Annotated in this window: 22 protein-coding genes; 13 read left to right on the plus strand and 9 right to left on the minus strand. The window is 71.5% G+C overall.

All coding sequences use genetic code 11. The features are described 5' to 3' along the window. Positions 1 to 3: 3 nt before the first annotated feature. Positions 4 to 1,296, minus strand: coding sequence for an NAD(P)/FAD-dependent oxidoreductase (locus QSK10_RS20720; protein WP_285664565.1), 1,293 nt, complete (start codon positions 1,294 to 1,296; stop codon positions 4 to 6). Between the two features lie 104 nt (positions 1,297 to 1,400). On the opposite strand from QSK10_RS20720, the gene QSK10_RS20725 reads away from it, so the two are divergent. The 3 genes from QSK10_RS20725 to QSK10_RS20735 all read left to right on the plus strand — a co-directional run bounded on the left by QSK10_RS20725 (position 1,401) and on the right by QSK10_RS20735 (position 5,742). Continuing rightward, a complete protein-coding gene (locus QSK10_RS20725) occupies positions 1,401 to 2,156 on the plus strand; it encodes a HipA family kinase (RefSeq protein WP_285664566.1) in 756 nt (251 codons plus the stop codon). Next, on the plus strand, positions 2,153 to 2,533 hold the full coding sequence (locus QSK10_RS20730) for a DUF3037 domain-containing protein (RefSeq protein ID WP_285664567.1): 381 nt from the start codon (positions 2,153 to 2,155) through the stop codon (positions 2,531 to 2,533). The genes QSK10_RS20725 and QSK10_RS20730 overlap by 4 nt, the downstream gene beginning before the upstream one ends. Before the next feature lie 107 nt (positions 2,534 to 2,640). After that, the gene (locus QSK10_RS20735; RefSeq protein ID WP_285664568.1) at positions 2,641 to 5,742 is read left to right on the plus strand and encodes an AfsR/SARP family transcriptional regulator; all 3,102 of its coding nucleotides are present in this window, start codon (positions 2,641 to 2,643) and stop codon (positions 5,740 to 5,742) included. Positions 5,743 to 5,752: 10 nt separating this feature from the next. Here QSK10_RS20735 and QSK10_RS20740 read toward each other — a convergent pair whose 3' ends face one another. Genes QSK10_RS20740 through QSK10_RS20750 form a run of 3 tightly spaced genes read right to left on the minus strand, consistent with a single transcriptional unit; the run spans position 5,753 to position 8,246 of the window. Further along, positions 5,753 to 6,757: a GNAT family N-acetyltransferase gene (locus tag QSK10_RS20740; protein WP_285664569.1), complete on the minus strand. Its 1,005-nt coding sequence runs from the start codon at positions 6,755 to 6,757 to the stop codon at positions 5,753 to 5,755. After that, entirely contained in the window at positions 6,742 to 7,686 is a 945-nt protein-coding gene (locus QSK10_RS20745; RefSeq protein ID WP_285664570.1) for a sporulation-delaying protein SdpB family protein, read from the minus strand. Before QSK10_RS20745 ends, QSK10_RS20740 begins: the two co-directional genes overlap by 16 nt. Then, positions 7,683 to 8,246, minus strand: coding sequence for a hypothetical protein (locus QSK10_RS20750; RefSeq protein ID WP_285664571.1), 564 nt, complete (start codon positions 8,244 to 8,246; stop codon positions 7,683 to 7,685). Before QSK10_RS20750 ends, QSK10_RS20745 begins: the two co-directional genes overlap by 4 nt. A gap of 628 nt (positions 8,247 to 8,874) precedes the next feature. On the opposite strand from QSK10_RS20750, the gene QSK10_RS20755 reads away from it, so the two are divergent. Genes QSK10_RS20755 through QSK10_RS20765 form a run of 3 tightly spaced genes read left to right on the plus strand, consistent with a single transcriptional unit; the run spans position 8,875 to position 12,702 of the window. Continuing rightward, on the plus strand, positions 8,875 to 10,248 hold the full coding sequence (locus QSK10_RS20755) for a radical SAM/SPASM domain-containing protein (protein WP_285664572.1): 1,374 nt from the start codon (positions 8,875 to 8,877) through the stop codon (positions 10,246 to 10,248). A gap of 43 nt (positions 10,249 to 10,291) precedes the next feature. Then, positions 10,292 to 11,644, plus strand: coding sequence for an MFS transporter (locus tag QSK10_RS20760; protein ID WP_285664573.1), 1,353 nt, complete (start codon positions 10,292 to 10,294; stop codon positions 11,642 to 11,644). After that, positions 11,641 to 12,702: a hypothetical protein gene (locus QSK10_RS20765; protein ID WP_285664574.1), complete on the plus strand. Its 1,062-nt coding sequence runs from the start codon at positions 11,641 to 11,643 to the stop codon at positions 12,700 to 12,702. Before QSK10_RS20760 ends, QSK10_RS20765 begins: the two co-directional genes overlap by 4 nt. A 10-nt stretch (positions 12,703 to 12,712) precedes the next feature. On the opposite strand, the gene QSK10_RS20770 is transcribed toward QSK10_RS20765, so the two are convergent. Further along, complete coding sequence (locus tag QSK10_RS20770) at positions 12,713 to 13,468, minus strand: PP2C family protein-serine/threonine phosphatase (RefSeq protein ID WP_285664575.1); 756 nt, start codon at positions 13,466 to 13,468, stop codon at positions 12,713 to 12,715. Positions 13,469 to 13,537: 69 nt separating this feature from the next. Between QSK10_RS20770 and QSK10_RS20775 the strand changes: the two genes are divergently transcribed. Together QSK10_RS20775 and QSK10_RS20780 are read left to right on the plus strand one after the other, a co-directional pair. After that, positions 13,538 to 15,316 carry an AAA family ATPase gene (locus tag QSK10_RS20775; protein WP_285665391.1) on the plus strand — a complete coding sequence of 593 codons (1,779 nt, stop codon included), beginning with the start codon at positions 13,538 to 13,540 and terminating at the stop codon, positions 15,314 to 15,316. Positions 15,317 to 15,320: 4 nt separating this feature from the next. Next, entirely contained in the window at positions 15,321 to 16,247 is a 927-nt protein-coding gene (locus tag QSK10_RS20780) for a threonine ammonia-lyase (RefSeq protein WP_285664576.1), read from the plus strand. On the opposite strand, the gene QSK10_RS20785 is transcribed toward QSK10_RS20780, so the two are convergent. Next, positions 16,240 to 16,785 (minus strand): cysteine hydrolase family protein, encoded by a 546-nt coding sequence (locus QSK10_RS20785; RefSeq protein WP_285664577.1) that lies wholly within the window; start codon positions 16,783 to 16,785, stop codon positions 16,240 to 16,242. The genes QSK10_RS20780 and QSK10_RS20785 overlap by 8 nt on opposite strands. An 18-nt stretch (positions 16,786 to 16,803) precedes the next feature. On the opposite strand from QSK10_RS20785, the gene QSK10_RS20790 reads away from it, so the two are divergent. Further along, entirely contained in the window at positions 16,804 to 17,496 is a 693-nt protein-coding gene (locus QSK10_RS20790; RefSeq protein WP_285664578.1) for a Rossmann-fold NAD(P)-binding domain-containing protein, read from the plus strand. Here QSK10_RS20790 and QSK10_RS20795 read toward each other — a convergent pair. Next, the gene (locus tag QSK10_RS20795) at positions 17,486 to 18,199 is read right to left on the minus strand and encodes a TetR/AcrR family transcriptional regulator (protein WP_285664579.1); all 714 of its coding nucleotides are present in this window, start codon (positions 18,197 to 18,199) and stop codon (positions 17,486 to 17,488) included. The two genes, QSK10_RS20790 and QSK10_RS20795, sit on opposite strands and share 11 nt — an antisense overlap. Positions 18,200 to 18,222: 23 nt before the next feature. On the opposite strand from QSK10_RS20795, the gene QSK10_RS20800 reads away from it, so the two are divergent. After that, positions 18,223 to 19,341: an FAD-dependent oxidoreductase gene (locus tag QSK10_RS20800; protein ID WP_285664580.1), complete on the plus strand. Its 1,119-nt coding sequence runs from the start codon at positions 18,223 to 18,225 to the stop codon at positions 19,339 to 19,341. Here the strand turns inward: QSK10_RS20800 and QSK10_RS20805 are convergent. Next, complete coding sequence (locus QSK10_RS20805; RefSeq protein WP_285664582.1) at positions 19,338 to 20,351, minus strand: ABC transporter substrate-binding protein; 1,014 nt, start codon at positions 20,349 to 20,351, stop codon at positions 19,338 to 19,340. The two genes, QSK10_RS20800 and QSK10_RS20805, sit on opposite strands and share 4 nt — an antisense overlap. Before the next feature lie 58 nt (positions 20,352 to 20,409). Between QSK10_RS20805 and QSK10_RS20810 the strand changes: the two genes are divergently transcribed. Together QSK10_RS20810 and QSK10_RS20815 are read left to right on the plus strand one after the other, a co-directional pair. Next, the gene (locus QSK10_RS20810) at positions 20,410 to 21,471 is read left to right on the plus strand and encodes an iron chelate uptake ABC transporter family permease subunit (protein WP_432705352.1); all 1,062 of its coding nucleotides are present in this window, start codon (positions 20,410 to 20,412) and stop codon (positions 21,469 to 21,471) included. After that, positions 21,468 to 22,481, plus strand: coding sequence for a FecCD family ABC transporter permease (locus QSK10_RS20815; protein WP_285664583.1), 1,014 nt, complete (start codon positions 21,468 to 21,470; stop codon positions 22,479 to 22,481). Before QSK10_RS20810 ends, QSK10_RS20815 begins: the two co-directional genes overlap by 4 nt. On the opposite strand, the gene QSK10_RS20820 is transcribed toward QSK10_RS20815, so the two are convergent. Further along, positions 22,478 to 24,448 (minus strand): hypothetical protein, encoded by a 1,971-nt coding sequence (locus tag QSK10_RS20820; RefSeq protein WP_285664584.1) that lies wholly within the window; start codon positions 24,446 to 24,448, stop codon positions 22,478 to 22,480. The genes QSK10_RS20815 and QSK10_RS20820 overlap by 4 nt on opposite strands. A gap of 123 nt (positions 24,449 to 24,571) precedes the next feature. On the opposite strand from QSK10_RS20820, the gene QSK10_RS20825 reads away from it, so the two are divergent. Next, entirely contained in the window at positions 24,572 to 25,378 is an 807-nt protein-coding gene (locus QSK10_RS20825; protein WP_285664585.1) for an NAD-dependent epimerase/dehydratase family protein, read from the plus strand. Positions 25,379 to 25,457: the final 79 nt, after the last annotated feature.

Raw genomic sequence — 25,457 nt, forward strand, 5'->3', positions numbered from 1 at the left:
TGATCAAGTGCGGGCGCGCAACACCCTCAGCACCGTTCCCGGGCGTCGCAAAGTCGACAGCGGCGCCATCAGGTGCTGCACCGCCCCGAACGCCCGCCGCACCTCCGGGTCGACCCTCGCGGCCCGCTGCACCTTCTGCGCCCACCAGTTGCGCCTGGCGACACCCCGCGGCCGCTCACCCCGCGCCTGCGGCCACGCGAGATCCGCCTCCGCCGACAGCCGCCACGGGACGTCGAGGATCCGCGCGGCCTCGGCGAAGTACGCGCGCGGCAGTTCGGCGTCCGGCACCGCGTCCAGCAGCCCGCCCAGCGCCGAGGCCTGCAGCACCGCGCAGGTCATGCCCTGCCCGTACACCGGATTCACGCTGCACAACGCGTCCCCCACCACCACGAACCCCGCCGGTGGGGTTTTCAGGGTTTCGAACCGCCGCCACCGGTTGGACGCGAAACCGCACGTGGCGAAACTCGTCAGCGCCTCCCGCGTCCCCGCGATCTCCGCCGGACGCGACAGCGGCAGCCCCTTCGCGTGCGCGAGGAACTCCCCGTCATCGCCCGGATAGTCCCCGTGCCAGCCCGACATCGACACCAGCCACCGGTCGCCCTCGATCGGCAGCGCCATCCCCCCGCGCAACTCGTCCGGCGGCGCCGGCAACGCCAGCCACGCCTTCGCGCCGTCCATGTCATGCCGCTCGCGCCTGTACAACCGCGTGGCATAACCCACCCCGACGCCCACCTCCGTCACCGGCGGCGGCTGATGCCCCAACGCCGCCAGCCACCGCCCCGACCGCCCGCCGCGCCCCGAGGCGTCCACCACCAGGTCCGCGCCCAGCTCCTCACCATCGGCCAGCACCACACCCGTGACCGCCGGACCCCCCATCAGCCCCGCCACCGCCGCACGCCTCACCCGCACCCCCGGCAACGCCCGCACCCGCTGCCGCAACGCCCACTCCAGCAACGGCCGGCTGAACGCCAGCATCCGCAACGGTGTCGCCACCCGCGCCCACTCACCCCACCGCCAGAAGACCCGATCCGCCCCCGGATCGAACGGCACCGCGCCATAGACCACCAGCTCGTCCAGCAGCCCCGGGAACAACAGCTCCAGCGCCTCCTGCCCACTGGTCAGCATCAGATGCCCATGCGCATCCTGCGGCACCCCCCGCCGCGAAACAGGAGCATCCGGCAACACATCCCGGTCCAACAGCGTCACCCGCGTGAACCGCTCGGCCAGCACCCGCGCACACGCCAGCCCCGCGATGGAGGCGCCGATGACGACGGCCTCGGGACGGGAGTAGGACATGAGGCAAGTGTGGGCGCGCGAGGGGCGGGCGCGGGTGGCTTTCACCCGAGAGGGGTCCGCGGCTCACGCGGTCTGCGCCCCCGGCCGCCACGTAGGCTGAGATCATGTTGCCCGCCATCACCGCGATCCGCTACGTGACGCCCCTGAAAGAGGGCGGCTCGCTGCCCGGCCTCGTCGAGGCCGACGACCTGGGCACCTACGTCGTCAAATGGCGCGGCGCGGGCCAGGGCCCCAAGGCGCTCGTCGCCGAGGTCATCGTCGGCGAGCTCGCCCGCGCGCTCGGGCTGCCGGTGCCGGACCTGGCGGACCTGTCGCTGGACGAGGGCATCGCCAAGGGCGAGCCGGACCCGGAGGTCCAGGAGCTGCTGCTGGCCAGTGTCGGCGACAACCTGGCGATGGACTTCCTGCCCGCCTCCCTCGGCTTCGACCCGGCGGTGCACAAGGTGGAGCCGGGCCTGGCGTCGCGGATCGTGTGGCTGGACGCGTTCACCGAGAACGTCGACCGCACCTGGCGCAACCCGAACCTGCTGGTGTGGCACGGGGAGCCGTGGCTGATCGACCATGGCGCGAGCCTGTACTTCCACCACAACTGGCCGCGCGCGGCCGCCGCGGTGACGCGCCCCTTCAAGGGCGACGACCACGTCCTGGCGGCCTTCGCCACCGACCTGCCGGGCGCGAACGCCGAGCTGGGCGCGCGGGTGACGCCGGAGCTGCTGGACGGCGTCCTGGCGCTGGTGCCCGACGCGTGGCTCGACTCGCCCGATCATGACGGTCCCGACGCGGTGCGCGCCGCCTACCGGGAGCATCTGCTGGCCCGCGTCGCGGCGTCCGGGGCCTGGCTGCCGGAGGTGTCCGCGTGAAGAAGCCGTTCTCCTACGCCCTGATCCGGGTGGTGCCGCGCGTGGAGCGCGGTGAGTGCGTCAACGTCGGCGTGGTCCTGTACTGCCAGATGTTCGATTACCTCGGTGCCCGCACCAATGTGGACGAGGCCCGGCTGCGCGCGCTGCACCCCGGCGTCGACGTCGACGGCGTCCGCGACGGCGTGCGCGCCTGGGAGCTGGTCTGCGGCGGCGAGGACGCCGGTGGCCCGGCGGCGCGTGAGACGAAGCTGGGTGAGCGGTTCCGCTGGCTGACCGCGCCGAAGAGCACGGTGATCCAGGCGGGCCCGGTGCACATGGGCATGACGGCCGACCCGGCGGGTGAGCTGGAGCGGCTGATGGACGTGCTGGTGCGCTAGCGGCCGCGGCAACCGGATGTCCACCGTGCGACTACTCACCGAGAGTGGGCACGATGGGGACGGTAGCGAAGGAGCCACATCGCGGAGCGGGAGGAACGGCAGCGCACATGCCGACCGGACGGGCCAATGATCCAGACGCGTCGATAGCTTTCCGTCTCCTCGGTTCGCTGGAAGCGGTGGCCGACGGGCGCGTGTTGGGTCTCGGCGGACCCCGGCAGCACAAACTGCTGGCCGTGCTGCTGCTCAATCTGGGGGCGACCACGTCGCTGGAGCGGATCATCGACACGCTCTGGGAGAGCCCGCCGCGCTCGGCGAAGCAGCAGGTTCACAACGCGATCGGCAGCCTCCGGCGTGCGCTGGCGCCGCTGCCCGATGTCGAGATCGTCACCTCGAACGTCGGCTATCTCGTACAGGCGCCCGACGAAGCCCTTGATCTACATGTCTTCCGTGAGCGGGCGGAGACGGCGCGGCTTCTGGAGGCGCGGCACGACCTCGATGAGGCCGCGCGTGTCCTTCGCTCGGCGCTCGATCTCTGGCGCGGCCCGGCGCTGGAAGGCCTCGACGGCCCGTACCTGCGCGGCCCGGCCGAGCAGCTCGGTGAGGAGCGGCTGGTCGCCGAGGAACGGCTCATGTCGCTGCGACTGCGCCTCGGTGAGTCCGCTCAGCTGGTGGGCGAGCTCATCGGGCTCACCGGTGAGCACCCGCTGAGGGAGTCGCTGCGGGCCAGTCTCATGCTCGCGCTCAGTCGCTCGGGACGGCAGGCGGAAGCCCTCGCGGTCTACGAGGATCTGCGCGGCCACCTCGCCGAGGAGCTGGGCATCGACCCGAGTCCGCAGCTTCGTGAGCTGCACACCCGGGTGCTGCGCGGTGAGGAGGGCGCGCAGGCGGCGGAGGATCTTCCGGCCGCGTCGGTGGACGTCCCCTGGCGGGTGGGCAGTTTCCTGCCGCGCGATGTGCGGGAATTCACCGGCCGCTCCGCCGAGGTCGGGAGGCTTCTGGACGGCGTGGGCGCGTCCGGGTCCTCGGCGCTGGTCATCTCGGCGATCGACGGCATGGGCGGCCTGGGCAAGACGACCCTGGCGGTTCACCTCGCCCACCTCCTCGCCGACGAGTTCCCCGACGGTCACTACTTCCAGGACCTGCAGGGCTTCAGTCTCGGGCGCGCGCCCATCACCGCCGAGCAGGCGCTTGAGGACCTGCTGCGGGAGACGGGCGTCCCCGCCGAGCTGGTGCCGTCCGACCCGGCTGCGAGGGAGCGCCTCTGGCGTTCGCGGCTGGCCGGCCGGAGGGCCTTGATCGTCCTGGACAACGCCAGTGACGAGGCGCAGATCCGCCCGCTCATCCCGGGCGCGCCCAAGACCCTCGTGCTGATCACGAGCCGGCGGAGGCTCACCGCGCTGGAGGGCACGTTCCCGCTCTCGCTCGACGTCCTCCCCGTGGCCGACGCGGCCGAGCTGTTCGTGCGCGTGGCGGGGGAGGCGCGAACGGCAGACGACCCCGACACCGTGCGCCAGGTCGTCGAGCTGTGCGGACGCCTGCCGCTGGCGATCCGCATCGCCGCGGCACGGTTCCGGGACCGGGAGTCCTGGACGATGGGCGATCTCCTGAGCCGCCTGAGGACCCGCAGGCAGCGCGTGAGGTTCCTGAACACCGGCGATCGCGATGTCATGGCCGTCCTCAAGCTCTCCTACGACTACCTGCCCGAGGACGCCAAGCGCATGTTCCGGCTGCTGTCGCTGTGCCCCGGGTCGACCTTCGCCGCCCCCTCGGCGGCCGCGCTGTGCGGGTCCTCGGTGGACGAGGCGGAGGCCTGCCTCGACGTGCTGTTCGAGCACAGCCTGCTGCTGGAGCGCGAACCCGGCCGCTACATGTTCCACGACCTCGTCAGGGACTGCGCCGTCGCGCTGCTTGAGGAGCGGGATTCGGTGGAGGAGCGGCGGGCCGCGATGCACCGGCTACTCGATCAGCTGCTGCATCTGGCGTACTCGCTGTGTCAGCCGAAGGCGATCGAGCCGTTCGTCTTCACCCCGGACATCACGCACACCTTCGAGGACATCGATCCCCTGCCCCCGCTCCCCGAGCGGTACGGTCCGCTCGTTGCGGACCACGAGACGCTGGTGGCCGCGAGCCGGTACGCGGCCGAGAACGGCTGGCTCACGCACGCCTGGCAGATTCCGTGCGCGATGATGCCGTACCTGCGCAGTTTCAACTACGGGACGGACGCCGAAGGGCTGTTCACCCGCGCGCTGGAGGCGGCGCGCGAAGCGGGTGACCGGCACGGTGAGATCGCCTCGACGACGGCCTTGGCGAAGATCGCCCGGGACCGCGGCATGTCCCCGGCCGTCGCGGAGTCGCTCCTTCGCGAGGCGATCGCGATCACCGACGCCGAGAAGCGGCCCGAGTGGGGCGTCAAGCTGTCCATCGACCTGGGCATGCTGATGTACAACCTCGGCCGGGCGGAGGAGGCGTACGAGCTCTTCTCGAACTGTTTCCCCCGAGCGGTCGAACTCGGCCTCACCGGCGACCTCCCGCTCCTGGCGAACAATTGCGGGGCCGTCTGCCGGGACCTCGGCCGGTTCGACGAGGCGATCGCCTACTTCGAGAAGGCGCGCTCGCTCGCACGGACCCCCACGCCACCGAAGTTCGAGGCCGTCCTGCTGTTCAACATCGGCTTCGCCCACCAGCTGATGGGTCAGCCGATGGAGGCGCTACTGGAACTGGAGCGCGCACTGGTCCAGAGCACGGAGTTGCGGGCTGACGCGCTCACCTCCACCGTGCACGCGGCACTGTCGGAGGTCCACCGGTCCCTGGGCGATATCGACCTGGCCTTCGCGCACGGCCGTGACGCGCTCGATCTGGCCAGGCGGTTGCGGCAGTCCGAGATCGAGTGCATGGCCCTCAACGCACTCGGCGAGGCACACATCGCCACCGGCGCCGTGCGGACGGCCGAGACGGTCTTCACGGAGGCCCTGACACTGGCGCGCTCACGCGGTCTGACTCCGCAGATGGCCAGGGCCACCGAAGGCCTGGCACACGTCGACCTCATCGGCGGGGACCCGCCCGCCGCCCGGAGGAGGTGGTCTCGCGTGATCACCGACTACCCCGGGGAATGGACCAGTGTGAACGGCGCCAGACGCCATCTGGACGCGCCCGAGGGCGAGGCGGGCGAATGCCCGCGCTGTGCGGGCCGGTCGTCCTCGGTGGCCTAGGCCGATCCGGTCAGGGCAGGAGCCGGGCGGTGACGTCGTCCACCGACTGTTCCAGGATCAGCGTGGTCGCCTTGTCCTCGAAGCCGAGCTCGCGGTTGATGCGCGCCATGTGGACGTTCTCGGTGGATACCAGCGTGGTGACGCGGGTCAAGCCGGGGCGGTCGGCCGTGACCCGGCGGAGCATCGCCGCCTTCACCCACAACCCCAGCCGCTTTCCCCGGTGATGGGGGACGACGGCGGTGTCCCGCTGGTAGGCGATTTCGGGTCGCGCGGCCTTGAACTCCAGAACCGTCAACCCCGCGACCTCGCCCGTGTGCTCCGCCACGGCCACCGTCACCCACTGCTCGACCCCCTGCTCGCGGAGAGTCCGCTCGTCCTCGCGGATGCCGTCGGCCGTCCACCTGGGTGCGTCATAGCTCGCCCCCTTCGGACGGTCGTGAATCGCGTCCCTCGCCTTGGCGTACTCGGCGAGCAGGTCGTCGGGAGCCTCCCCCGTCCACGCGCGCAGCGAGAATCCCGGCACCGGTGCCACATCCCACAGCCGCCGCCCGGTCTCGGCCACGTTCAGCAGCTGCCGCGAAGTGCCGTCCGTTACCTCGAAACCGTGCGCCATGGCCCACGCCGCTCCGGCGCTGCCCTCGTCGGCCGAGCCGAGCACCGTGGTGCGGCCTCCATCGCCGAGGCACGGTGAGACCGCACGCAGCAGCGCGGTGCCCACACCGGACCGCCGGTGGTCGGGATGCACGCGCACCATCACCGACACGATCGCCGCGTTGGTTCCGGTGAGGGGGCTGACCTTGGCGTAGCCGAGGAGCCGGTCCTCACGAGTGGCGAACCACATCGATTGCTCCGGGGGGCGCGGCTCCTGTCGCACGTTCGCGGTCATCCATTCCCGGCCCGGGAGCGGGGAGTACGGCTGGTCGACCGCGAATGACGCGTGGAACAGCGCGAAGTACTCCTCAAGAAGCCCGTCGGGGAGTGTGTACGGATCGACTCGTCCTACGTTGAGAGGCAAGGTCGGCTGCTTCCGGTAGAGGATGGACAATGGGGTTCCTGCGAACCCACGTCTGTGGACCGCCGCTCCAAGGCGACGAGGACGAGCAGGGACAGCATCACGAGCCCGAAACCGGCGATACCCATGAACGCCGTGATGGCCAGGTGCAGACCGGCGCCAAGGACGAAGGCCAGCCGGCGCGCAAGACGTCCTCCCCACAGCAGCAGGGCGATACCCGCCTCGGTCACGAGCGTCCCCCACGTCATGAGGGTCGCGGCGAAGGGCCACCATGACCAGGACTCCAGCCAGGCCGTGACCGTGCCCGGAAAGCCGAGCAGCGGATGATGCACGATCACCGCCATCGCGCTGCCGTCGCGCCAGTCGGCCACGGTGAGCTTCGATATCGCGGCGGTCAGGTAGATGACCGACGCCTGTGCCCGAAGCGTCAAGAACGCCGCGTATGTCAGGCCTCGGGTGTGTCCCCGCAATGGCCGGGAGGGCGGTGTCCACTGCCAGGCGCGGTCGTCGCTCAGGCAGATCGGGATGAGGATCAGGGTGATGACCTGAGCGGCGCTTTCGCCGCCGTTCGGCACCGAAATGGCCGTCGCGAGACTGAAGGCGACGTACCAGTGGGGTATCGCCGTCCAGCGGGGCCGGTATCCGATGACCACCAAGGCCAGCACGATCACGGCGATGGTCCGTGGCACGGCCGGCGGGAGGCCCGACGCCTGGGATAGGCACCACAAGGATGCCGTGGTCGCGCCCGAGCAGAACGTGCCCTCTGGGGCTTTCGGAGTGGGCGAGAAGAGAACGTCGTCGGTGTTCAGCACCAGCAGGGCCAGTCCTGCCGTGGCCAGGCCGGTCCTGGCCAGCGCGATCGGCAGAGTGCGGTGCTCGAAGGTGGCCGGCGATGGTGTCACGGATGGCCGAGAGCGGGTGAGGGCGGTCATCCGCGCTCGCATGTCACATCGAGTGCCGTACCGCGGATCAGCGTGTCTCGCAGGCCGGCCGGGTCGCCGAGTTTCAGTGGGCCGGGACGAACCCGCATCAAGGCGATGTGCCCGCAGAGGCTGGGGGCACCCGCGGTGTTCACGGCGGGGACCGGTTCGGCCGCCGCGATCTCGTCGGCGCATCCGAGGTTCCCTGGCGCGCAATCGAACCAGCGGCCCTCGGGCACCGCCGCGCTCAGCAGGGCGGTCTCGCCTTGCTGAGCGTAGATTCCGCGCCGCAGACCCCACAGTTCGCCGCCGGTCGCCTCCCGTTCCGTCAACAACGTCAGCGCGCCATCGGCCCCAACGCGGTAGGCGACGATGAGGGAGGCGGTCGAGGCCGTTCTGAAGAACGTCCAGGCCTGAGGCCAGACGGTGTTCAGCGGACTGTTCCCGAACAAGCCCGTGAACTGCGACGCTATGGTGGCGACCAGCAGAACCGAGAAGAACGACATCGCGAACCGGAACGTCCGGCTCGCCGGCCGATCGCCATCTTCGGTCGATGTCTCGGACACGTCCATGCGGAGCCGGATCTAGTCGTCCCCGTCGATCACCGTGGGTACGGGATCATTCTGTGGACCATCGCCACCCGTCGACCCGAGTCCGCCGCCGATGGCGAACAACGCCAGGACCACGAACGCGAGAAGCGCGCCATAGAGAGCCGGACGCTTCATCATCACCTCATCCGCTGATTCGGCACGGGCCTGTCCCGCGCCGTGATGATCTTGCCCCGGCACGCTACTCGTTCGCTACTCGTGGCTTGAATCGCGCCCTCGGGCCGATCCGGTTCCAGACCTCGCGATCACTCTGCCGGAAGCGTCGGTAGCGGCTTGAGTTCGCACGAGTAGCGGCGTCTTCCATGATCGATCCCCGGACCGCGGCCGCCCGCCGCGGATCGAACGCATCGGATGCCCGACGTGCCCGCCGATGCCCGAACAGGGGAAGGAGGAATCGGCAGATGATCAACCTCGTGACGTCCACGTGGAACTCGGATGACTTCGAGATGGCCAATGACGTGAAGAACGTCGGCTGCGGTTCTCTTTGCTAGAGCCGCCACGGCCGCCGGGTTGGCGCGGCGCCGAACAGTGCCGCGCCGACCCCCGATCCCACATGCCCAGGGTCGTCCGCCCAGTCTCGAAGGAAACGCGCATGCCCGAACGCAAGAGCGACTATGTCCATGTCTCCGACGGCACCTATGTCACCGGGGGCGGTGACGAGCTTCGGATGCTCTTCGCCACCCGTACCGCGTCCGCCGTGGCCGTTCCGGCTCCCGTCGCACAGGCCCTGATCGACGGCCGGATCGGCGACATCGCACCCGATGTCGCCGAGGGCCTGCGTCAGGTGGAGGCACTCGTGCCCGCCGATGAGCCGGAGCTGGGGACTGTGCTGTCCCGGCAGCGGGCCGCCGCCAAGAAGACCGATCGGCTCACCTACGTCCTGCTGCCGACCTCCTACTGCAATATGGGGTGCGGCTATTGCGGGCAGGAGCACCTTCGCGGCCGGCTCACCCAGGACCATCGGCAGGCGGTCGTGGACCGGGTGCTCGCCGGCCTGGCCGAGCCGTCCACGCAGCGGGTCCGCGTGGTCTGGTTCGGTGGCGAGCCGATGGTCGGGTACGCGGTCATCCGGAGCCTGTCGGAGAAGTTCGTCGCCGAGGCCGAGCGGCTGGGCAAACGATATGACGCCCACATCGTCACCAACGGCTCGCTGCTGAACCTGGAAAAGGTGCGTGTGCTGCACCACGAGTGCCGGGTCCGCCGATTCGACATCACCCTCGACGGGCCGGCGCGCATCCATGATGTGCACCGCCCGCTGAAGAACGGCAAGAAGTCGTTCGACCACATCACCTCGACCTTGCAGGAGGTCCTCGCCGCCGATGACCTCGCCGGGATGCAGCTGGTTCTGCGCACCAATGTCGACGTCCAGAACATCGAATGGGTCGATGAGTACCTCGACACGATCGCCGGACTCGGGTTCGCCACCGACCGGGTCTTCATGAACGTCGCCCCGGTCTACTCCTGGGGCAATGACGTATCGGCGCTGGAGCTCGAACGCGCGAAGTTCGCGGCCAGGGAGATCGAGTGGATGCGCAGAATGCGCGACCTCGGCCTGCGGTTCGACGTGGTTCCCCGCCATGTGGTGGGCGCGCTGTGCACGGCCGTCACCAAGTCGAAGGAGATCATCAGCAGCACCGGCAACGTATTCTCCTGCTCGGAGTACCCGCTGCTGCCCGAACACGAGGCCGGTGGCGGTCTGGGAAAGGTCACGTCGCTTCCGCTGATGGTCCGGCGCCCGGACGGGCCCTTCGACGACTGGCACAACGCGGTCGAGTCCGGGGAGACGCCCTGTCAGAAGTGCCGTATGTACCCGATCTGCGGTGGCGCGTGCCCCAAGCAATGGCGTGAGGGTAACGTCCCATGCCCCTCCTACAAGTACAACATGCAGGAACGATTCGACTTGATCGCCGAACTCAACGGGCTGAGCCCGAAACCGCCTGTCGCCGTCGGGGCGTCGTCCACATGAGACGCAGGGCTCTCGGCCCGGTCGGCACCGCCGGGTGCCGCCGATGATGATCAACCGTGACTACACCAGGCTGTGGTTCGGTCAGGTCGCCTCGGCGATGGGCGACACTGTCTTCAGTACGGGCCTGCTCATCTGGATCGGCAACGACCTCTTTCGCGGGGACCAGCGCGCTCCGCTGGTCTCCAGCGTCTTCATGGTCATGGTCTCGCTGACCGTCATCGTCGTCGGTCCGGCGGCGGGAGTCTTCGTCGAGCGCTGGAACAAGCGCCGTGTCATGCTGGCCACCGATCTCATCCGCGCCGGTCTGATGGTGGTGTTCGCGGCCTTCGCCATCGGTGTCGGCGCGCTCGGCCTGTCCAAGCCGCCCATGTGGCTTCTGGCGGTGATGGCCGTTCTGGTGGTCGGCAACACGGCCGTCGCCCAGTTCTTCGCGCCGGCGCGGTTCGTCCTCATCCGGGACGTCGTGCCAGAGGACAAGCGGGGCCGGGCGTCGGGTTACGGGCAGACCTCGCAGGCGATCCTGGCCATCGTCGGTCCCACGCTGGCCGTCGGCATCGTGGGGATCGTCGGGATCGGCTACGCCCTGGTGTTCAACGCCGCGACCTTCGTCTTCTCCTTCTTCGCGATCAGGGCCGTCGGCCGCACCACGGAGCCGCCGGCCGGATCGGGAACCGGGGGAGACGGTGCCGGTGAGCGGCGCGGATTCAGAAGCGAGTTCACGACCGGGATCTCCTGGATTCTGCGCAGCCGGCCCATGAGGGCGATCCTCGTCATGATCGCGATGGCGACCCTCGGCGCCGGCGCGCTGAACGCGCTGGAGCTGTACTTCGTGCAGCGCAACCTCCACGCGGCGGTGGGCTGGCTCGCGGTCGTCAACGTGTGTTTCGGCGCCGGAGTCCTCGTCGGGGCCTTCTTCGGCGGGCGGCTCGGTGACCGGTACGCGCACGCCACCCTCGTGTGGAGCAGCCTGGCGGCGTTCGGCGGGCTGTACGTGATCTACTCGCGCGTCGGCTCTCCGTGGGCGGCGTCGGCGATCAACCTCGGCCTGGGCATCGCCCTGGGCGTCTTCAACACGACGTTGTTCCCGCTCATCCAGGACCTCGTCCCGCGCGATCTGCTCGCCCGCGTCGGCGCGGTCATCAACCCGGTCAACAGCACGGCGAGCCTGATGTCGATCAGCCTGAGCGGCGTCCTGGTCAGCACCGTCCTTAGTGGATTGGACGTGGAGATCGGTGGCCTGGTCTTCACCGAGATCGACACCATCTTCACCGTCGGTGGCCTGCTCTGCCTGGGGTCGGCGCTCTATGCCGCACTGCACCTGAAGCGGCGAGCGGGCGATGCGCGGGCCGAGGGTGAGGTGCCGGTCGCGGCCGGCCGGGAGGCGGGGCCGTCGTGACTCCCGCCAACGGCCCCATGTCGTGGCTGGGATTCCTCTCCCCGGAAGATCCCGTTCGCCACCTCGGTCCGGCCGAACTCGAAGCCGCCCTGCTCGAAGGCCTGGGGTCGGCCGACGACGAAGCCGCCTTCGCGGCGGCGAACCGCCTGGCGCTTGAGGCGTTCCGCGCCGGTTCGCAGGCGACGACCACCGGCATCTGCGAAAGACAGATCGCCTACGCGATGGCGGTCTTCCAGCGGCACGGCGACGCGCGCATCATGGCCTTCGGGCTGCAACCGGCCATCAACCTGCTGCGCATGCACGGCTACGCGGGAGACCTGGCCGCGAGCATGGACGCCCTGCGCGCGCTGGAGACGATCGCCGACGGAGCACCGGCACGCGTCTTCGGCCTCGACGTTCCCCCGGAGCTGGCGGCCTCCCGCGGCAAGTGGGCCGTGGTCATGCGCAAGCTGGCCCGCAGCACCTGCCTGGTCGAGTCGGCGAAGATCCGCTGGCGGCGTGGCCGCATCGCCGAGATGATCGAAGAATCCCGGCGCATGCTGGCGAAATGGCCGTACGTCACCAGCACCGGGCCCTTCCACGCGTCCGAGGCCGCCCTGCTCGCCGGGGTGGGTGATCACGGGGACCATGTGGGCAAACCCGGAGTCGCGCCCATGCTGCGGCGCATCGGCGACATCCATCGGCTCGCGCACTCCGTGTCGGCCGTATCGGAGACCGCATTCGACCTCGCAGTACGTCTGCACGAGACCCGGCACATCGGGCGGCAGGCGACGCCGTCGAGCGCGACCGCCCGGCAGCTCGCCTCCATCGGTGACTCCTTCTTCCGGCTCGGGAACCACCCTCACGGCACCACGTGCTTCGGTGAGGCGCACGATCTCGCCGTCGAGTTCGATCCCAGGCTCGCCGGTCTCATCCGGGACCGCTGGTCGGCCCATGCCGGGCTCTCCGCGGTGCCTCCGCGAAGGGAGACCGCTTCACTCGACGCGGCCCGGCTGACCCGGTTGGCCGCCATCGCGGCAGGTCGTCTGGATCCGGGCGGTTCTCGACCGGGCGGGTGAGCCGCGAGGGCTAACCCCGCCACAACCTCCACCACCGCCGCCTCTCCGCCGCGCCCTCCACCACGTCGCCCACCACCACCGTCACGTTGTCCGGGCCGCCGCCCTCCAGGGCGAGGCGCACCAGTCGCCGGGCGCATTCCTCCACCGTGCCGCCCTCGGCGAGGGCCTCCTCCAGCGCGTCCGGGGGGACGGCGTCGGGGAGGCCGTCGCTGCACACGATGTAGCGCTCGCCGGGGTGGGCGGTGATGGTGCGGACGTTGACCTGGACGGGTTCGCCCTGGAGGACCTTGGTGACGAAGGAGCGGTGGGGGTGGTCGAAGACGTCGTCGGGGGTGATGGTGCCCTTGTCGACGAGCATCTGGACGTAGGTGTCGTCCCTGGTGAGCCGGGTGACCTCGCCGTTGTGGACGCGGTAGGCGCGGGAGTCGCCGACGTGGGCGATGGTGAGGCTGGAGCCGGACAGCAGGAGGGCGGTCAGGGTGGTGCCCATGCCGACGATGGCGGGGTTGTCGGCGCCGGCGGCGCGGATGGCGTCGTTGGCGCGGTCGGCGGCCGCGCGGAGGTCGTCGGCCATGGTGACGGGGTCCTGGGCGCGGTCGAGGGGGGCGATGGCGGTGATGGTCAGGGAGCTGGCGACCTCACCGGCCTCGGCGCCGCCCACGCCGTCGGCGACGGCGAGGAGGTGGCGACCGGCGTGCATCGCGTCCTCGTTGTTGGCGCGGACGAGACCGTCGTGGGTGAGCGACGAGTACTTCCAGGACATCATGGGTTAGAGCCTGCCGATGAGGCGCCGCCCGCGTCCATACGTACTTGTGCGTATGGTGGCCTGGTGACGATGGTGGGTCGCGACCGGCAGCTCGCGGCGGTCACCGGCGCGTGGACGCGGGTGCGCGCCACCGGGGCCGGGCACGCGGTGGTCATCACCGGCGACCCCGGCACGGGCAAGACGGCGCTGGTGGAGTCCGCGCTGGACGCCGCCCGGCCCGCGACCGTCCTGCGCGGTCGCGCCCGCACGATCGGCCCCGCGCCCTACGACTGGCTCGCCTCCGCCCTCGACGGGCACGACCTGGACGGCCTGCCCGCCTCGCCGCAGGCCCTCGCGTGGCTCACCCAGCGGCCCAGCGGGCAGCGTGTGGCGCCGGGGACGTTGTTGCGCGCGGCCGTGGACGTCGTCCGGCACCGTGTCGGGGACGGCCCGGGCGTACTGGTGGTGGAGGACCTGCACGACCTGGACCCCGCCAGCCTCGATCTGGTCGCCGAGCTCGCCACCGCCGACAATCTGCCCGCCCTCATTCTCATAACGAGCCGCCCGCCGAAAGGGCACGCGTCGAAGGTCCTGGCCAGGCTGTCGGCGGCGACGCGGTGTCACCTGGGGCCGCTCACGCCCGCCGACACCGCCGAGCTGCTGGGCGCCACGCGCGAGTACACGCCTGAGACCGTGATGCGCGTCCATCACCGCACCGGCGGCAACCCGCGCTGGCTGAGCGAGCTGATGACGGCGGTGGACAGCGGTGAGCTCGCCTCGCCCACCGCGCCGCTGCCGGCGTACCTGGCCGCGCTGGCCGCCGAGGAGGGCGGGGAGGCGCCCATCGTGGCCGAGGCGCGCGGTGACAGGCCCGGGCAGAAGTCGCCGAAGGCGGCGGCGCTGGACGCCTTCGCGCGCGGCCATTACACGCGCGCGCTGGCCGCCGTCCGCCGCTGGCACGACGCCACCACCGGCGCCGAGCGTGTGGAGGCGCTGCGTGTGCGCGCCGACCTGTGCGTCCACCACGGGCGCGCAGACGTGCAGCACCGGCTGCTGGAGGCCATCGCCCCGCGCGTGCCGCCGCAGGGGCGCGTCGCCTACCTGACGAGTCTCGGGCTGGCCGCGCTGGCGGCCGAGCGGCCCGCCGAGGCGGTCGGCTGGGCCGAGCAGGCCCTGGATCTGGCGCCCGAGCCGGAGCCGGACGCGCTCACGGTGCTGGGGCGGGCCACGCCGGATCCCGAGCGCGGGGCGGCGCTGCTGTCGGCGGCGCGCCGCTACGCCGCCGCCCGGCGTGACCCGATCGCGTTCGGGCGGGCGGTGGTGGCGCTGGCTGTGGTGCGGGCGAGTGGGAAGGACGCGCACCGGGTGCTGGAGGAGGCGGCCGCGACGCTGGACCGGCACGGGCTCACCGCGCGCGGGGGTCCGCTGGTCACCGCCGCCGTGCTCGCCTCGCTGACCGAGGACCCGCTCGCCGCCGAGGAGCGGGCGACCGCGCGGCTGCCGATCGAGACCGATCCGGCCGAGCGGGCGCTGCTGACCGCCATCGCCGGGCGGCTGGCCTTCGCGCGCGGTGACCACGACAAGGCCGCGCGGATGCGGGAGCGGCTGGCGGGGTCCACGATGGACCAGCCGCGGGTGCGCCGGGAGGCGCAGGCCCTCGACGGGCTGTTCGCCGATCCGCTGACCGCGCGGGAGCGGGAGGTCGTGCGCTGCCTGACCGAGGGGCTCACCAACCAGCAGATCGCCACCCGGCTGGGGATCTCGGTGCGGACGGTGACGGTGCACGTGTCGAACCTGCTGCGCAAGACCGGTACCGCCTCGCGGACCGAGGCCGCGCTGTGGGCGGTGCATCAGGGACTGCACACTTAGGCCCATGCTGATCACGATCGACGACGTCGCCGAGGCCGCGCGCAACATCGACGGTCTGGCGCTGCGGACCCCGTTGCTGCCCGCCGCCTGGGCCGGTGAGCTGTGGCTGAAGGCGGAGAACCTGCAGCCGATCGGCGCGTTCAAGATCCGTGGCGCGGCCAACGCCGTCGCCCGCCTGCCGGAGGCCACGCCGGGTGTGGCCACGCATTCCTCCGGCAACCACGGGCGGGCCCTGGGCTATGCCGCGCGGGCCAAGGGCATCGCGTGTGTGGTGGTGGTGCCCGAGGGCGCGCCGCCGGTGAAGCTGGCCGCGATCGCGGCGACCGGCGCCGAGCTGGTCACCGTCGCGCCCGCCGATCGGGACGCGGCCTCGGCGAAGCTGGCCGCCGAGCGCGGTTACGCGCTGATCCCGCCCTTCGACCACCGTGACGTCATCGCCGGTCAGGGCACGATCGGGCCGGAGATCCTGGCCGATCTGCCCGATGTGGACACCGTCGTCGTCCCCGTCGGCGGCGGCGGGCTGGCGTCCGGGGTGGCGACGGCCGTCAAGGCGCTCAAGCCCGGGACGCGCGTCATCGGCGTCGAGCCGGAGTGGGCCGCCGACGCCAAGGAGAGCCTGGAGGCCGGGCGGCGCATCGCCTGGCCGGTCGAGCGCACCTACCGCACGCTCGCCGACGGGGTCCGCACCTGCCTGTCCGATCTCACCTACGCCCATCTCGCCGCCCGTCTGGACGCCGTGGTCACCGTGACCGAGGACGAGCTGTCGGCCGCGGTGGGGGAGCTGGCGCGCCGGTCGTGCCTGGTCGCCGAGCCGTCGGGTGCGCTGACCACCGCGGCCTACCTGCGGTACGGCGCGGAGTGGGGGCGCACGGCCGCGGTGATCTCCGGCGGGAACCTGGAGCCGGCGCTGCTGGCCGACCTGGTCAGATAGCCGGGCCGAAGTCGATCTCGGCGGCCTTCTGGACGCGGACCGTGCGCGGCGGGTACTCGATGGCCCCGGCGATGTCGTTGAACAGCTCGATCGAGCGGGCCGCCGAGACGCGCGTGGAGTCGTCGCGGTCGAAGGTGGTGTGCCCGTCGGCGACCAGGGTGACGTCGTAGCCGTGGGACAGTGCCTGCTTCCAGGTGGCGTCGACGCAGAACTCGGTGGCGAAGCCGGTGACGATGACCTCGGTGGCGCCCAGGCCGCGCAGCCTGGCGTCCAGGTCGGTGCCGAGGAAGGAGTCGGCGGTGGTCTTGTCGATGACGATCTCGTCCTCGCCGGGGGCGAGCTCGGGCGCGACCTGCCAGCCGGAGCTGCCCATCTCCAGGTAGCCGGAGTGCTGACGCAGTGTGATGACGGGGACCCCGGCGGCCAGCGCGCGCGTGCGCAGCCCGGCGATCGCGGCGATGGTCTCCTCGGGCCGGTACGCCGGTCCCAGGAACAGGATCTGCATGTCTATGACGAGTAGCACCGGGGTGTGCGCCATAGACGCCACACTATCTCCATGAGGGTGTTGCTGACGGGTGCGACGGGAATGGTCGGGCAGGGCGCGTTGCGCGAGTGCCTGCTGGACGAGCGGGTCACGGAGGTGGTGGCGCTGGGGCGCACGCCGGTGGGGAAGAACCCGCCGCCGTGGCTGCCGGCGTCCGGTGGGAAGTTCACCGATCTGACCGCCGGGGACCTCTACGATCCGCCGCCGCTCGACGGCTTCGGCGCGTGCCTGTTCTGCCTGGGCGTCAGCTCGGTGGGGATGAAGGAGCCCGACTACCGGCGCGTCACCTACGACCTGACGATGGCCATCGCGGTCCCGTTCGCCGAGGCCAACCCGGGCGCGCGTTTCGCGTACGTGTCGGGTGCGGGCACCGACGCCTCGTCGCGGACGATGTGGTCGCGCGTGAAGGGCGCCACGGAGAACGAGCTGCTGAGCATGGACCTGGACGCGTACATGTTCCGGCCCGGCGCGATCCAGCCCATGCACGGCGTGCGTTCCAAGACCGCGCTCTACCAGGGCATCTACAACGTGACCCGGCCGCTGATCGGGCCGCTGAAGATGGCCTTCCCGGGCGCGTTCACCACCAGTGAGCTGCTGGGTAAGGCGATGGTGCGCGCCGCGGTGGAGGGCGCGCCCATCCGCGTGTTCGGCTCGCGTGAGATCAACGCGTTCGGGGCCGGGAGGGACCCGGAGGCTAGCCGGTGATGCCGTCCAGGACGGTGGTCAGGTTGTGCGCGAAGGTCTCGGCGGGCTCCAGGTGGGCGCCGTCGATGACGAGCCGGGCGACGGTGGGGTAGTCGCCGGTGTCGAGCATGCGCCGCAGGTAGGGGCCGAGCCGGGACTGGAAGGCGTTGATGTCGTCGCCGGTGTCGCGGGTGGTGCGCCGCTCGGTGACCTCGCGGCGGATCGCGCCGATGATGAAGGAGTTGAGGGCGCCCAGGGCCCGCTGGAGCTCGTCGAGGCCGTCGATGCCGGGCGCTTGGGCGAGCGCGGCGGCGTTGGCCTCGCCGACGGCGAGGGCGTGGGGTCCCAGGTGCGGGCGCCCGCCGAGGATGTCGGCGAACCATTCGTGGTCGAGGGCGGCCTCGCGGGTGGCGTGGGCGATGTCGAGGACGGTGTCGCGCCATCCGGCGCGCCGGTCGGCGCGTGCGATGCGGGCGTAGACGACGTCGACCATCAGGTCCAGCAGCTCCGAGCGGTTGACCACGTAGTCGTAGAGGCGCATGGGGCCGACGCCGAGCTCCTTGGCGATCTTGCGCACCGAGAGGCCGTCGAGGCCGTGGGCGTCGGCGAGGCGGATGGCGGTCGCGGCGATCTTGTCGCGGCTCAGGGGGACCGGCGCGGCCCGTGGTTTGGGCTCGGGTCGTTCCCAGATGGTCATGCCATCGCTGCCGTACGGTGTATCCACAAATACAGTGTACGGTAGCGGTCATGACGACACGCATTGCGATCGCCGGTGGCGGCCTCGGCGGCCTGACCCTGGCGCGGATCCTGCGGCGGAACGGCCTCGACGCGGTGGTCTACGAGCGCGAGACGAACCGCGCCCAGCGACGCCAGGGCGGCATGCTCGACCTGCACGCCGAGTCCGGGCAGCACGCCCTGGCCGAGGCCGGGCTCACCGAGGGCTTCCAATCCCGGGCGCGGCCCGAGGGCGAGGAACACCGCATCCTCGACTCCGACGGCCGGACCCTGATCCACCACGTGCCCGAGCCGGGCGACTTCTCCGGGCGCCCCGAGATCGACCGCGGCGACCTGCGCGACCTGCTGCTCGACTCCCTGCCCGGCGACGCGATCGCCTGGGGACACCGCCTCGCCGCGGCCACCCCGCGTCCCGGCGGCGGCTGGGACCTGGCCTTCCACGACGGCGGACACGCCGACTGCGACGTGCTGGTCGGCGCCGACGGCGCGCGCTCGGTGCTGCGGCCGCTGCTGGCCGAGCTCCCGCTGTCCTACGTGGCCACCCTCGTGCAGCTCACCGTCGCCGACGCCGACCGGCGCCACCCCGACCTCGCCGAGCTCGTCGGCCCCGGCAACCTCTGGTGCGTCGGGCCGAGCCGCATCCTCTCGGCGCAGCGCATGGGCGACGGGAGCCTGCGCGTCGGGATCTCCGTGCACGCCGAGGACCGTCCCGTCGCCGACTTCGGCGACAAGCGCGCCCTGCTGGAGCTCTTCGAGGGCTGGAACCCGCGCCTGACCGCGCTCATCGACGCCGCCGGTGAGCCCGAGCCGCGCCGCATCGAGGCGACGCCCACCGGCGCGCGCTGGCCGCACCGTCCGGGCCTGACCCTCATCGGCGACGCCGCGCACCTCATGCCACCGGTCGGCGAGGGCGCCAACCAGGCCATGCTGGACGCCGCCGAGCTCGCCGCGCGGCTGGTGGCCGCGCCCGGCGACCCGGACGCGGCGATCGCCGCCTACGAGGAGGCGATGTTCGCCCGGATCGGCCCCATCGCGCAGATGTCGGCCCGGATCCAGGCGATGATGCTGTCCCCGACGGCCGCCGAGGACACCGTCGCCTTCTTCACCCGCGAGCCCGCGCCGGCGGGCTAGGCGACCTTCTTGGCGGCCTTGACCGCGGCGGCCAGGCGCTCCACCAGGGGCGCGCAACCGGCGTAGGAGTAGCGCGGCTCGCTCGACCACGGCGTGATCTGGTTCGCCTTGACCGCCGGGAGCTTCGCCCAGGCGGGCTTGGCGGCCAGGTCGGCGGGCTGCAGCTGCGCCGTCCGGTCGTCCAGCAGCAGCAGGTCGGCGGGGTAGCGGTCGGCGTTCTCCCAGCTGATCGTCTCGAAGTAGCCGCCGTCGTCGGGCTTGGCGGGGACGATGACCTCCACGCCGCATTCCTTGAAGAACGCCAGGTCGGCCATCATGCCCGGGTTGGAGGCGTAGAACATGTCCGGGTCGCCCGAGCAGGCCAGCACCCTGACGCCCGGGTTCTCCTGCGCGGCGGCCTTGAGGCTCGCCACGGCGGCGTCCCAGCGGCCCTTCGCGCCGGTCACCGTCGAGGAGTTCAGGTCGGCGCCCAGGGCCTTGGCCAGCTCGGTGTAGCGGTCGATGTGCTTCTGGAGGGTGCCGCCGCCGACCTTGAGGCCGACCTGGGGCGCCAGGCCGAAGATCTTGTCCTTGCTCTCCTCGGGGACGTACCACATCTCATCGCCCCGGTAGATGTTGCTGACCAGCAGATCGGGCTTGAGGGCGGCGTACTGCTCGATGTTGAACTCGCCCCACGCGTTGCCCACCACGGTGACCTTGGCGACGTCCAGGTCACCCGCCTGCACGTCCTTGGAGCCGTCGGCTTTCGTGGTGGGGCCGAAGACGCCGACGACGCGGTCGCCCAGACCGAGGTCGTGGAGGGCGGCGGCCGCGCCGACGAAGGCCACGATCCGCTTGGGCGCGCCATCGGTCTTGGCGGTCTGGCCGCGGTCGTCGGTGAAGGACCACGAACCGCCGGACTTCCCGTCGTCCTTGCCGCCGCAGGCGGCCAGCAGGGCGCCCAGGCCGAGCGCGCCGCCCGCGCCGAACAGACCGCGTCGGGTGATGGTGGACGAGGAGAGGTGGCGCATGGGGAAGCCTTCCGTTACCGGCCGGAATCGAGGACGGGGGTTAGGTTAGCCTAGCCAAATGTCCCGCCCCTACGAGGTCATGCAGAGCCCTCCCCAGGTCTTGGCCGCGCCCCCACCGGCCACGGCGACACGCCACCGGACCCGCCGGGCCCTCGGCCTCGCCGCCGCCGTCCTGGCCCTGGCCGCCGTCGCCGCCCTCTCGCTCCTCCTCGGCGCGCGCCCGCTGTCCCTCACCGAGGCCTGGCACGGACTCACCGACCCCGCCTCCGGCGCCTACACCGTCGTCCACGACATGCGCCTGCCCCGCACCGTCCTCGGCCTCCTCGCCGGAGCCGCCCTCGGCCTCGCCGGAGCCCTCGCGCAGGCCCTCACCCGCAACCCCATCGCCGAACCCGGTCTCCTCGGCATCAACGCCGGAGCCTCGGCCGCCGTGGTCACCTGCATCACCTTCTTCGGCGTCCAGTCCCTCACCGGCTACGTCTGGTTCGCGTTCCTCGGCGCCGGAGCCGTCTCCTGCCTGGTCTACCTCGTCGGCGGCGGACGCGGCGCCACCCCCGTACGACTCGCGCTCGCCGGCGCCGCCATCAACGCCGCGCTGTTCTCCTACGTCAGCGCCGCCGAACTCCTCCAGACCTCCGCGCTGGACCGCATGCGCTTCTGGACCGTCGGCTCCCTCGCCGACGCCAGCATGTCCACCGTCGTGCGCGTCCTCCCCTTCATCGCCGCCGGGACCTTCCTCGCGCTGCGCCTGGCCCGGCCCCTCAACGCGCTCGCCCTCGGCGACGACTCGGCGACCGCGCTGGGCGCGCGCCCGGTGGCCACCCGCGTCGCGTCGATGATCGCGGTGACGCTGCTGGCGGGCGCGGCCACCGCCGCCTGCGGGCCGATCGCCTTCGTCGGGCTGATGGTGCCGCACCTGGTCCGCTCGCTCACCGGCCCCGACCTGCGCTGGATGCTGCCCTACACGATCGTGCTGTCGCCGGTGGTGCTGCTGGGCTCCGACATCCTCGGCCGCGTCGTGGCGCGGCCCGGGGAGATGCTGGTCGGCGTGGTGACGGCGGTGGTCGGCGGGCCGGTGTTCTTGTTCTTCCTGCTGCGGAGGAAGGTGGCCGCCGCGTGAAGACCACAGTGGAGCGTCGCCGCGTGATCCGCCCGCGTCCCGCGATCGCCCTCACCGTCACCGCCCTGCTCACCCTGGCCGTCGCCGTCTACGGCCTGACCAGCGGCGACTACCCCATCACCCCCGCCGGAGTCGTCAAGACCCTCGTCGGTCTCGGCGACGCCACCGACGCCTACATCGTCAATGAGCTGCGCCTGCCGCGCGTGGCCGCCGCGCTCGTCGTCGGCGCGGCCCTAGGGCTGTCCGGCGCGCTGCTCCAGGCGCTCGTCCGCAACGGGCTGGCCAGCCCGGACGTCCTCGGCGTCACCAACGGCGCCTCGGTCGGCGCGCTGGGCACCATCGTCCTCATCGGCGGCGGCAGCGTGGCCGTGGCCGCCGGGGCGGCCGTCGGCGGGATCGCCATCGGCGTCCTGCTGATGCTGCTGTCGGGACGCGCGCAGGGCAACCGGCTGGTGCTGGCCGGGGTCGCGATCACCGCGATCCTGTCGGGCGTGATCGGCTGGCTGCTCACCAAGGCGCAGCTCGTCGACGCCGCCCGCGCCACCCTGTGGCTCACCGGCAGCCTCGACGGGCGCGGCTGGGACGACGTCCTGCCGCCGGCCGTCGCGCTCGTGCTGGTGCTGCCGGTGCTGGTCCTGTACGCGCGTCCGCTGGCGATGCTGGAGATGGGCGACGACTCGGCGACCGCGCTGGGTGTGCGGGTGGCGCGGACGAAGGCGCTGGTCATGCTCTCGTCGGTGCTGCTGGCCTCGTTCGCAGCCGCGGCCGCCGGGCCGGTGTCCTTTGTGGCCCTCACCGCGCCGCACCTGGCCCGCCGCGCGAGCCGCGCCACCGGTCCCAACCTGGCCGCCTCGGCCGTCTTCGGCGCCGCGCTGCTGGTGTGCGCCGACTGGGCGGCGCAGCACCTCGTCCCCGGACGGCAGCTGCCCGTCGGCGCGGTCACCGGGCTGCTCGGCGGCGGCTACCTGATCTGGCTGCTGGTGATGGAGCGCCGCGCCGGGCGGCTCTAGCGGGCCACCTCCTTGAGGAAGATCGACGCGCCGGGCTCGGCGACTCCGGTGAACACTCCACTCCCGCCTTCAGAAGATCCGCCTGAGTAGTCGTCCTTCTCGTGCCCGGCCCAGTCGGCGATCGGTCCGTCCTTCGTGGACAGCGGCTGCCAGGTCGTGCCGCCCCAGCCGAACTGGTAGACGGCCGTCTTGTCGGGGTAGAAAGGCGCGAACGGGCCGCCCTGCGTCTCCTGCTTGGTGAGCTCGTTGCCGTGGAAGACATTGCGCGGCCCGGTGGCCCCCGACCACTTGACCGCCTTGGCGCCCGCGCCCCACCAGATCGGGTACCAGGCCGACTCGTCGGGACCGCCGCCGCCCTCCTCACCGCAGTTGGCCGAGCAGTTGCCGGAGCGGTGCTCGAACGGCACCGCCACCTTGTTCAGCTCGAAGAGGTTGTTGCGTTCCCAGCCGCCGTGCAGGTTCAGGTCGGAGTCGAAGTCGTTGCCGATGACCACGTTGCCCGAGGCCGACCACTGGAAGGTGAAGTGCCGCAGGCCCCGGGTGGTGTTCTCGGCGTAGAGGGAGTCCCAGACGCGCGAGCCGCGGAAGTAGCCGTTGCCGCCCTTGCCCTTGTTCCAGGCGCCGGTGAAGGAGTTGCCGACGATCTGGACGTGATAGGCCTCCTCGGTGACCAGCGGATGCGAGCCGGTCATCTCGGTGCGCACGCCCCTCACCCAGCAGTCGGCGACCCACTTGAGCACGATGCCGTTCATCGCGTGCGCGGGATCCATGTTCCCGTAGTTGTGCGCGGCGGCGGCCGCGTCGAGCCCGGTGTCCTGCGTGATCGACAGGTTCTCGATGCCCACGCCGACCACCGGGTCCACGATCGGGGCGACCTTGGAGTCGTAGGACTTGCCGTCGATCTCGGCCGAGCCGTCCGATGTGGACGAGACCGGGACGTCGTACTCCAGCGGCTTGTCAAGCGTGATCGTCTTGCCGTCCACTTTGGTCACGGTGAAGATCTGCTGCCGCATGTGCAGGTTCTGCCACTTGCCGGGATCGGCCCCGGCACCCATCGCCCGGTAGAAGCTCGCGGAGTTGGCCGCGCGCACGTTGACCAGCCCGCCGACGGTGATGTCGCGCGGCTTCCCGGCCAGGGTGATCGTGGTGTCGCCGAGCCGGGCGGCGTATCCGGCGTCCCCGGGCTTCTCGGCGAGCTTCACGCCGGACTTCCAGTGCACGTTCACCGTGCCCTCGAAGAGGTCCTTGCGGTCGTCATCGGCCTTCTCGTAGTCCTTCTGGTAATCCTCGTGGACGGCGCGGGACTGCACCTTGAACAGCGCGCGGCCCGGCCACAGCCAGCCGCCCTTGCCGTCCCCGGAGGTCATCGCGTTCTCGTCCCAGTCGGAGCCGTCGGAGGTGAGGGTGTCGTAGGCGGTGTTGTCATCGGGACGGAAGACCAGCTTCGTCCCGCCGTCGGCCGCGCCCCGGATCACCAGGAAGTCGGCGTCCACGCCGATCTGGTGGGAGACGTCGATGGTGCCCGAGGGCAGCGCGATGAGGCTCAGTTTGTCGTAGCCCGCGCCCGGTGAGCAGTGTTCCTTGACCTGGTCGATGACGTACTGGATCGCGTCGGTGTCGTCCTGGCCGTCATTGGCGGTGACGCCGTAGCCGGTGGCGTCGATCCGGCAGGCAGGGTCGGGATTGATTTGCGCGGCGCCGGGAAGCTCCTGCCCGCCCCGGTATCCGGCCCGCGACCAGTCGTAGAGCCCGGGCACGAGCGCGCGCCGGTTGCCCGCCGACAGGTCCAGCCTCGTCCCGGCCGGGATACCGGCGGCCGGATCGGCCGGTGGCGCGGTGTTCTCCCACTCCGGCCCGCCGACCAGGGCCATGATGCCCCAGGTCACGGCCGCGGCGATGACCGCGCAGACGGCCACCGCCGTGCCCAGCCCGATGAGCTTCCTCTTACCTGCACTCGGGTTCCCCACGTGCGTCTCCTTGCCGCGCGGCCGGTCGCCGGGCTGACCCGAACGATGCCGGTCCGGTCCGCGCTTGAGGTACTTTGACCGTCACAGCATCACCCGCCCGCGCAACCATCCACGGAGACGATCATGACCGAGCGCATCCTGATCACCGGTGCCGCCGGTCTCGTCGGCTCCATGCTGCGGCCCCGCATGGCGCGCCCGGATCGGATCCTGCGCCTGCTCGATCTGACCACAGTGGACGACCTGGCGCCGGGCGAGGAGTTCGTCCAGGGCTCGGTCACCGACCTGGACGCCATGACCGCCGCCGCCGAGGGCGTCTCGGCGATCGTCCACCTGGGCGGCCAGAGCCGCGAGGGCACCGCCGAGGACGTCGTCCAGCGCAACATGTACGGCACCTACGTCACCCTCGAAGCCGCCCGCCGCGCCGGTTGCGACCGGGTGATCCTGGCGTCCTCCAACCACGCCGTCGGCTTCCACGTCCGCGGCGAGGGCGACCTCCCCGCCGACGTCGATCCCCGCCCCGACACCTTCTACGGATGGTCCAAAGTGGCCATGGAAGGCGCCGGCCGCCTCTACAACGACCGCTTCGGCATGGACGTCATCTCCCTGCGCATCGGCTCCTGGTTCCCCGAGCCCGCCGACGTCCGCGCCCTGGCCACCTGGCTCAGCCCCGACGACGGCGCCCGCCTCGTCGAGGCCTGCCTCTCGGTGGCATCGCCCGGCTACCGCGTGGTCTGGGGCGTCAGCCGCAACACCCGCCGCTGGTGGTCCCTGGCCGAGGGCGAGGCCATCGGCTACGACCCGCGCGACGACGCCGAGACCTACGCCGAGGAGCTGATCGCGAAGTTCGGCGAGCCGGACTGGGACAACGACCCGGCGCTGGTGCGCGTCGGCGGCAGCTTCACGTGGTTCCCGCTCGGGCAGGTCATGTAGCCGTTCGCCCTCGGCGGAACCCCGAGAGCGGCCACTGGCGCACGACGGCGTCCCCGGCGCATCATGATCGCGTCCTAAA

Origin of the sequence: Actinorhabdospora filicis (genome assembly GCF_030269765.1) — a bacterium.
GTDB lineage: Bacteria > Actinomycetota > Actinomycetes > Mycobacteriales > Micromonosporaceae > Actinorhabdospora > Actinorhabdospora filicis.

Coding starts and splice junctions, on each gene's coding strand:
- QSK10_RS20805 (WP_285664582.1), bottom strand. CDS start 20,351: ATGCGCCACCTCTCCTCGTCCACCATCACCCGACGCGGTCTGTTCGGC.
- QSK10_RS20755 (WP_285664572.1), top strand. CDS start 8,875: ATGCCCGAACGCAAGAGCGACTATGTCCATGTCTCCGACGGCACCTAT.
- QSK10_RS20770 (WP_285664575.1), bottom strand. CDS start 13,468: ATGATGTCCTGGAAGTACTCGTCGCTCACCCACGACGGTCTCGTCCGC.
- QSK10_RS20750 (WP_285664571.1), bottom strand. CDS start 8,246: ATGGACGTGTCCGAGACATCGACCGAAGATGGCGATCGGCCGGCGAGC.
- QSK10_RS20725 (WP_285664566.1), top strand. CDS start 1,401: ATGTTGCCCGCCATCACCGCGATCCGCTACGTGACGCCCCTGAAAGAG.
- QSK10_RS20790 (WP_285664578.1), top strand. CDS start 16,804: ATGAGGGTGTTGCTGACGGGTGCGACGGGAATGGTCGGGCAGGGCGCG.
- QSK10_RS20775 (WP_285665391.1), top strand. CDS start 13,538: ATGGTGGGTCGCGACCGGCAGCTCGCGGCGGTCACCGGCGCGTGGACG.
- QSK10_RS20785 (WP_285664577.1), bottom strand. CDS start 16,785: ATGGCGCACACCCCGGTGCTACTCGTCATAGACATGCAGATCCTGTTC.
- QSK10_RS20735 (WP_285664568.1), top strand. CDS start 2,641: ATGCCGACCGGACGGGCCAATGATCCAGACGCGTCGATAGCTTTCCGT.
- QSK10_RS20720 (WP_285664565.1), bottom strand. CDS start 1,296: ATGTCCTACTCCCGTCCCGAGGCCGTCGTCATCGGCGCCTCCATCGCG.
- QSK10_RS20825 (WP_285664585.1), top strand. CDS start 24,572: ATGACCGAGCGCATCCTGATCACCGGTGCCGCCGGTCTCGTCGGCTCC.
- QSK10_RS20780 (WP_285664576.1), top strand. CDS start 15,321: ATGCTGATCACGATCGACGACGTCGCCGAGGCCGCGCGCAACATCGAC.
- QSK10_RS20810 (WP_432705352.1), top strand. CDS start 20,410: ATGTCCCGCCCCTACGAGGTCATGCAGAGCCCTCCCCAGGTCTTGGCC.
- QSK10_RS20760 (WP_285664573.1), top strand. CDS start 10,292: ATGATGATCAACCGTGACTACACCAGGCTGTGGTTCGGTCAGGTCGCC.
- QSK10_RS20745 (WP_285664570.1), bottom strand. CDS start 7,686: ATGACCGCCCTCACCCGCTCTCGGCCATCCGTGACACCATCGCCGGCC.
- QSK10_RS20800 (WP_285664580.1), top strand. CDS start 18,223: ATGACGACACGCATTGCGATCGCCGGTGGCGGCCTCGGCGGCCTGACC.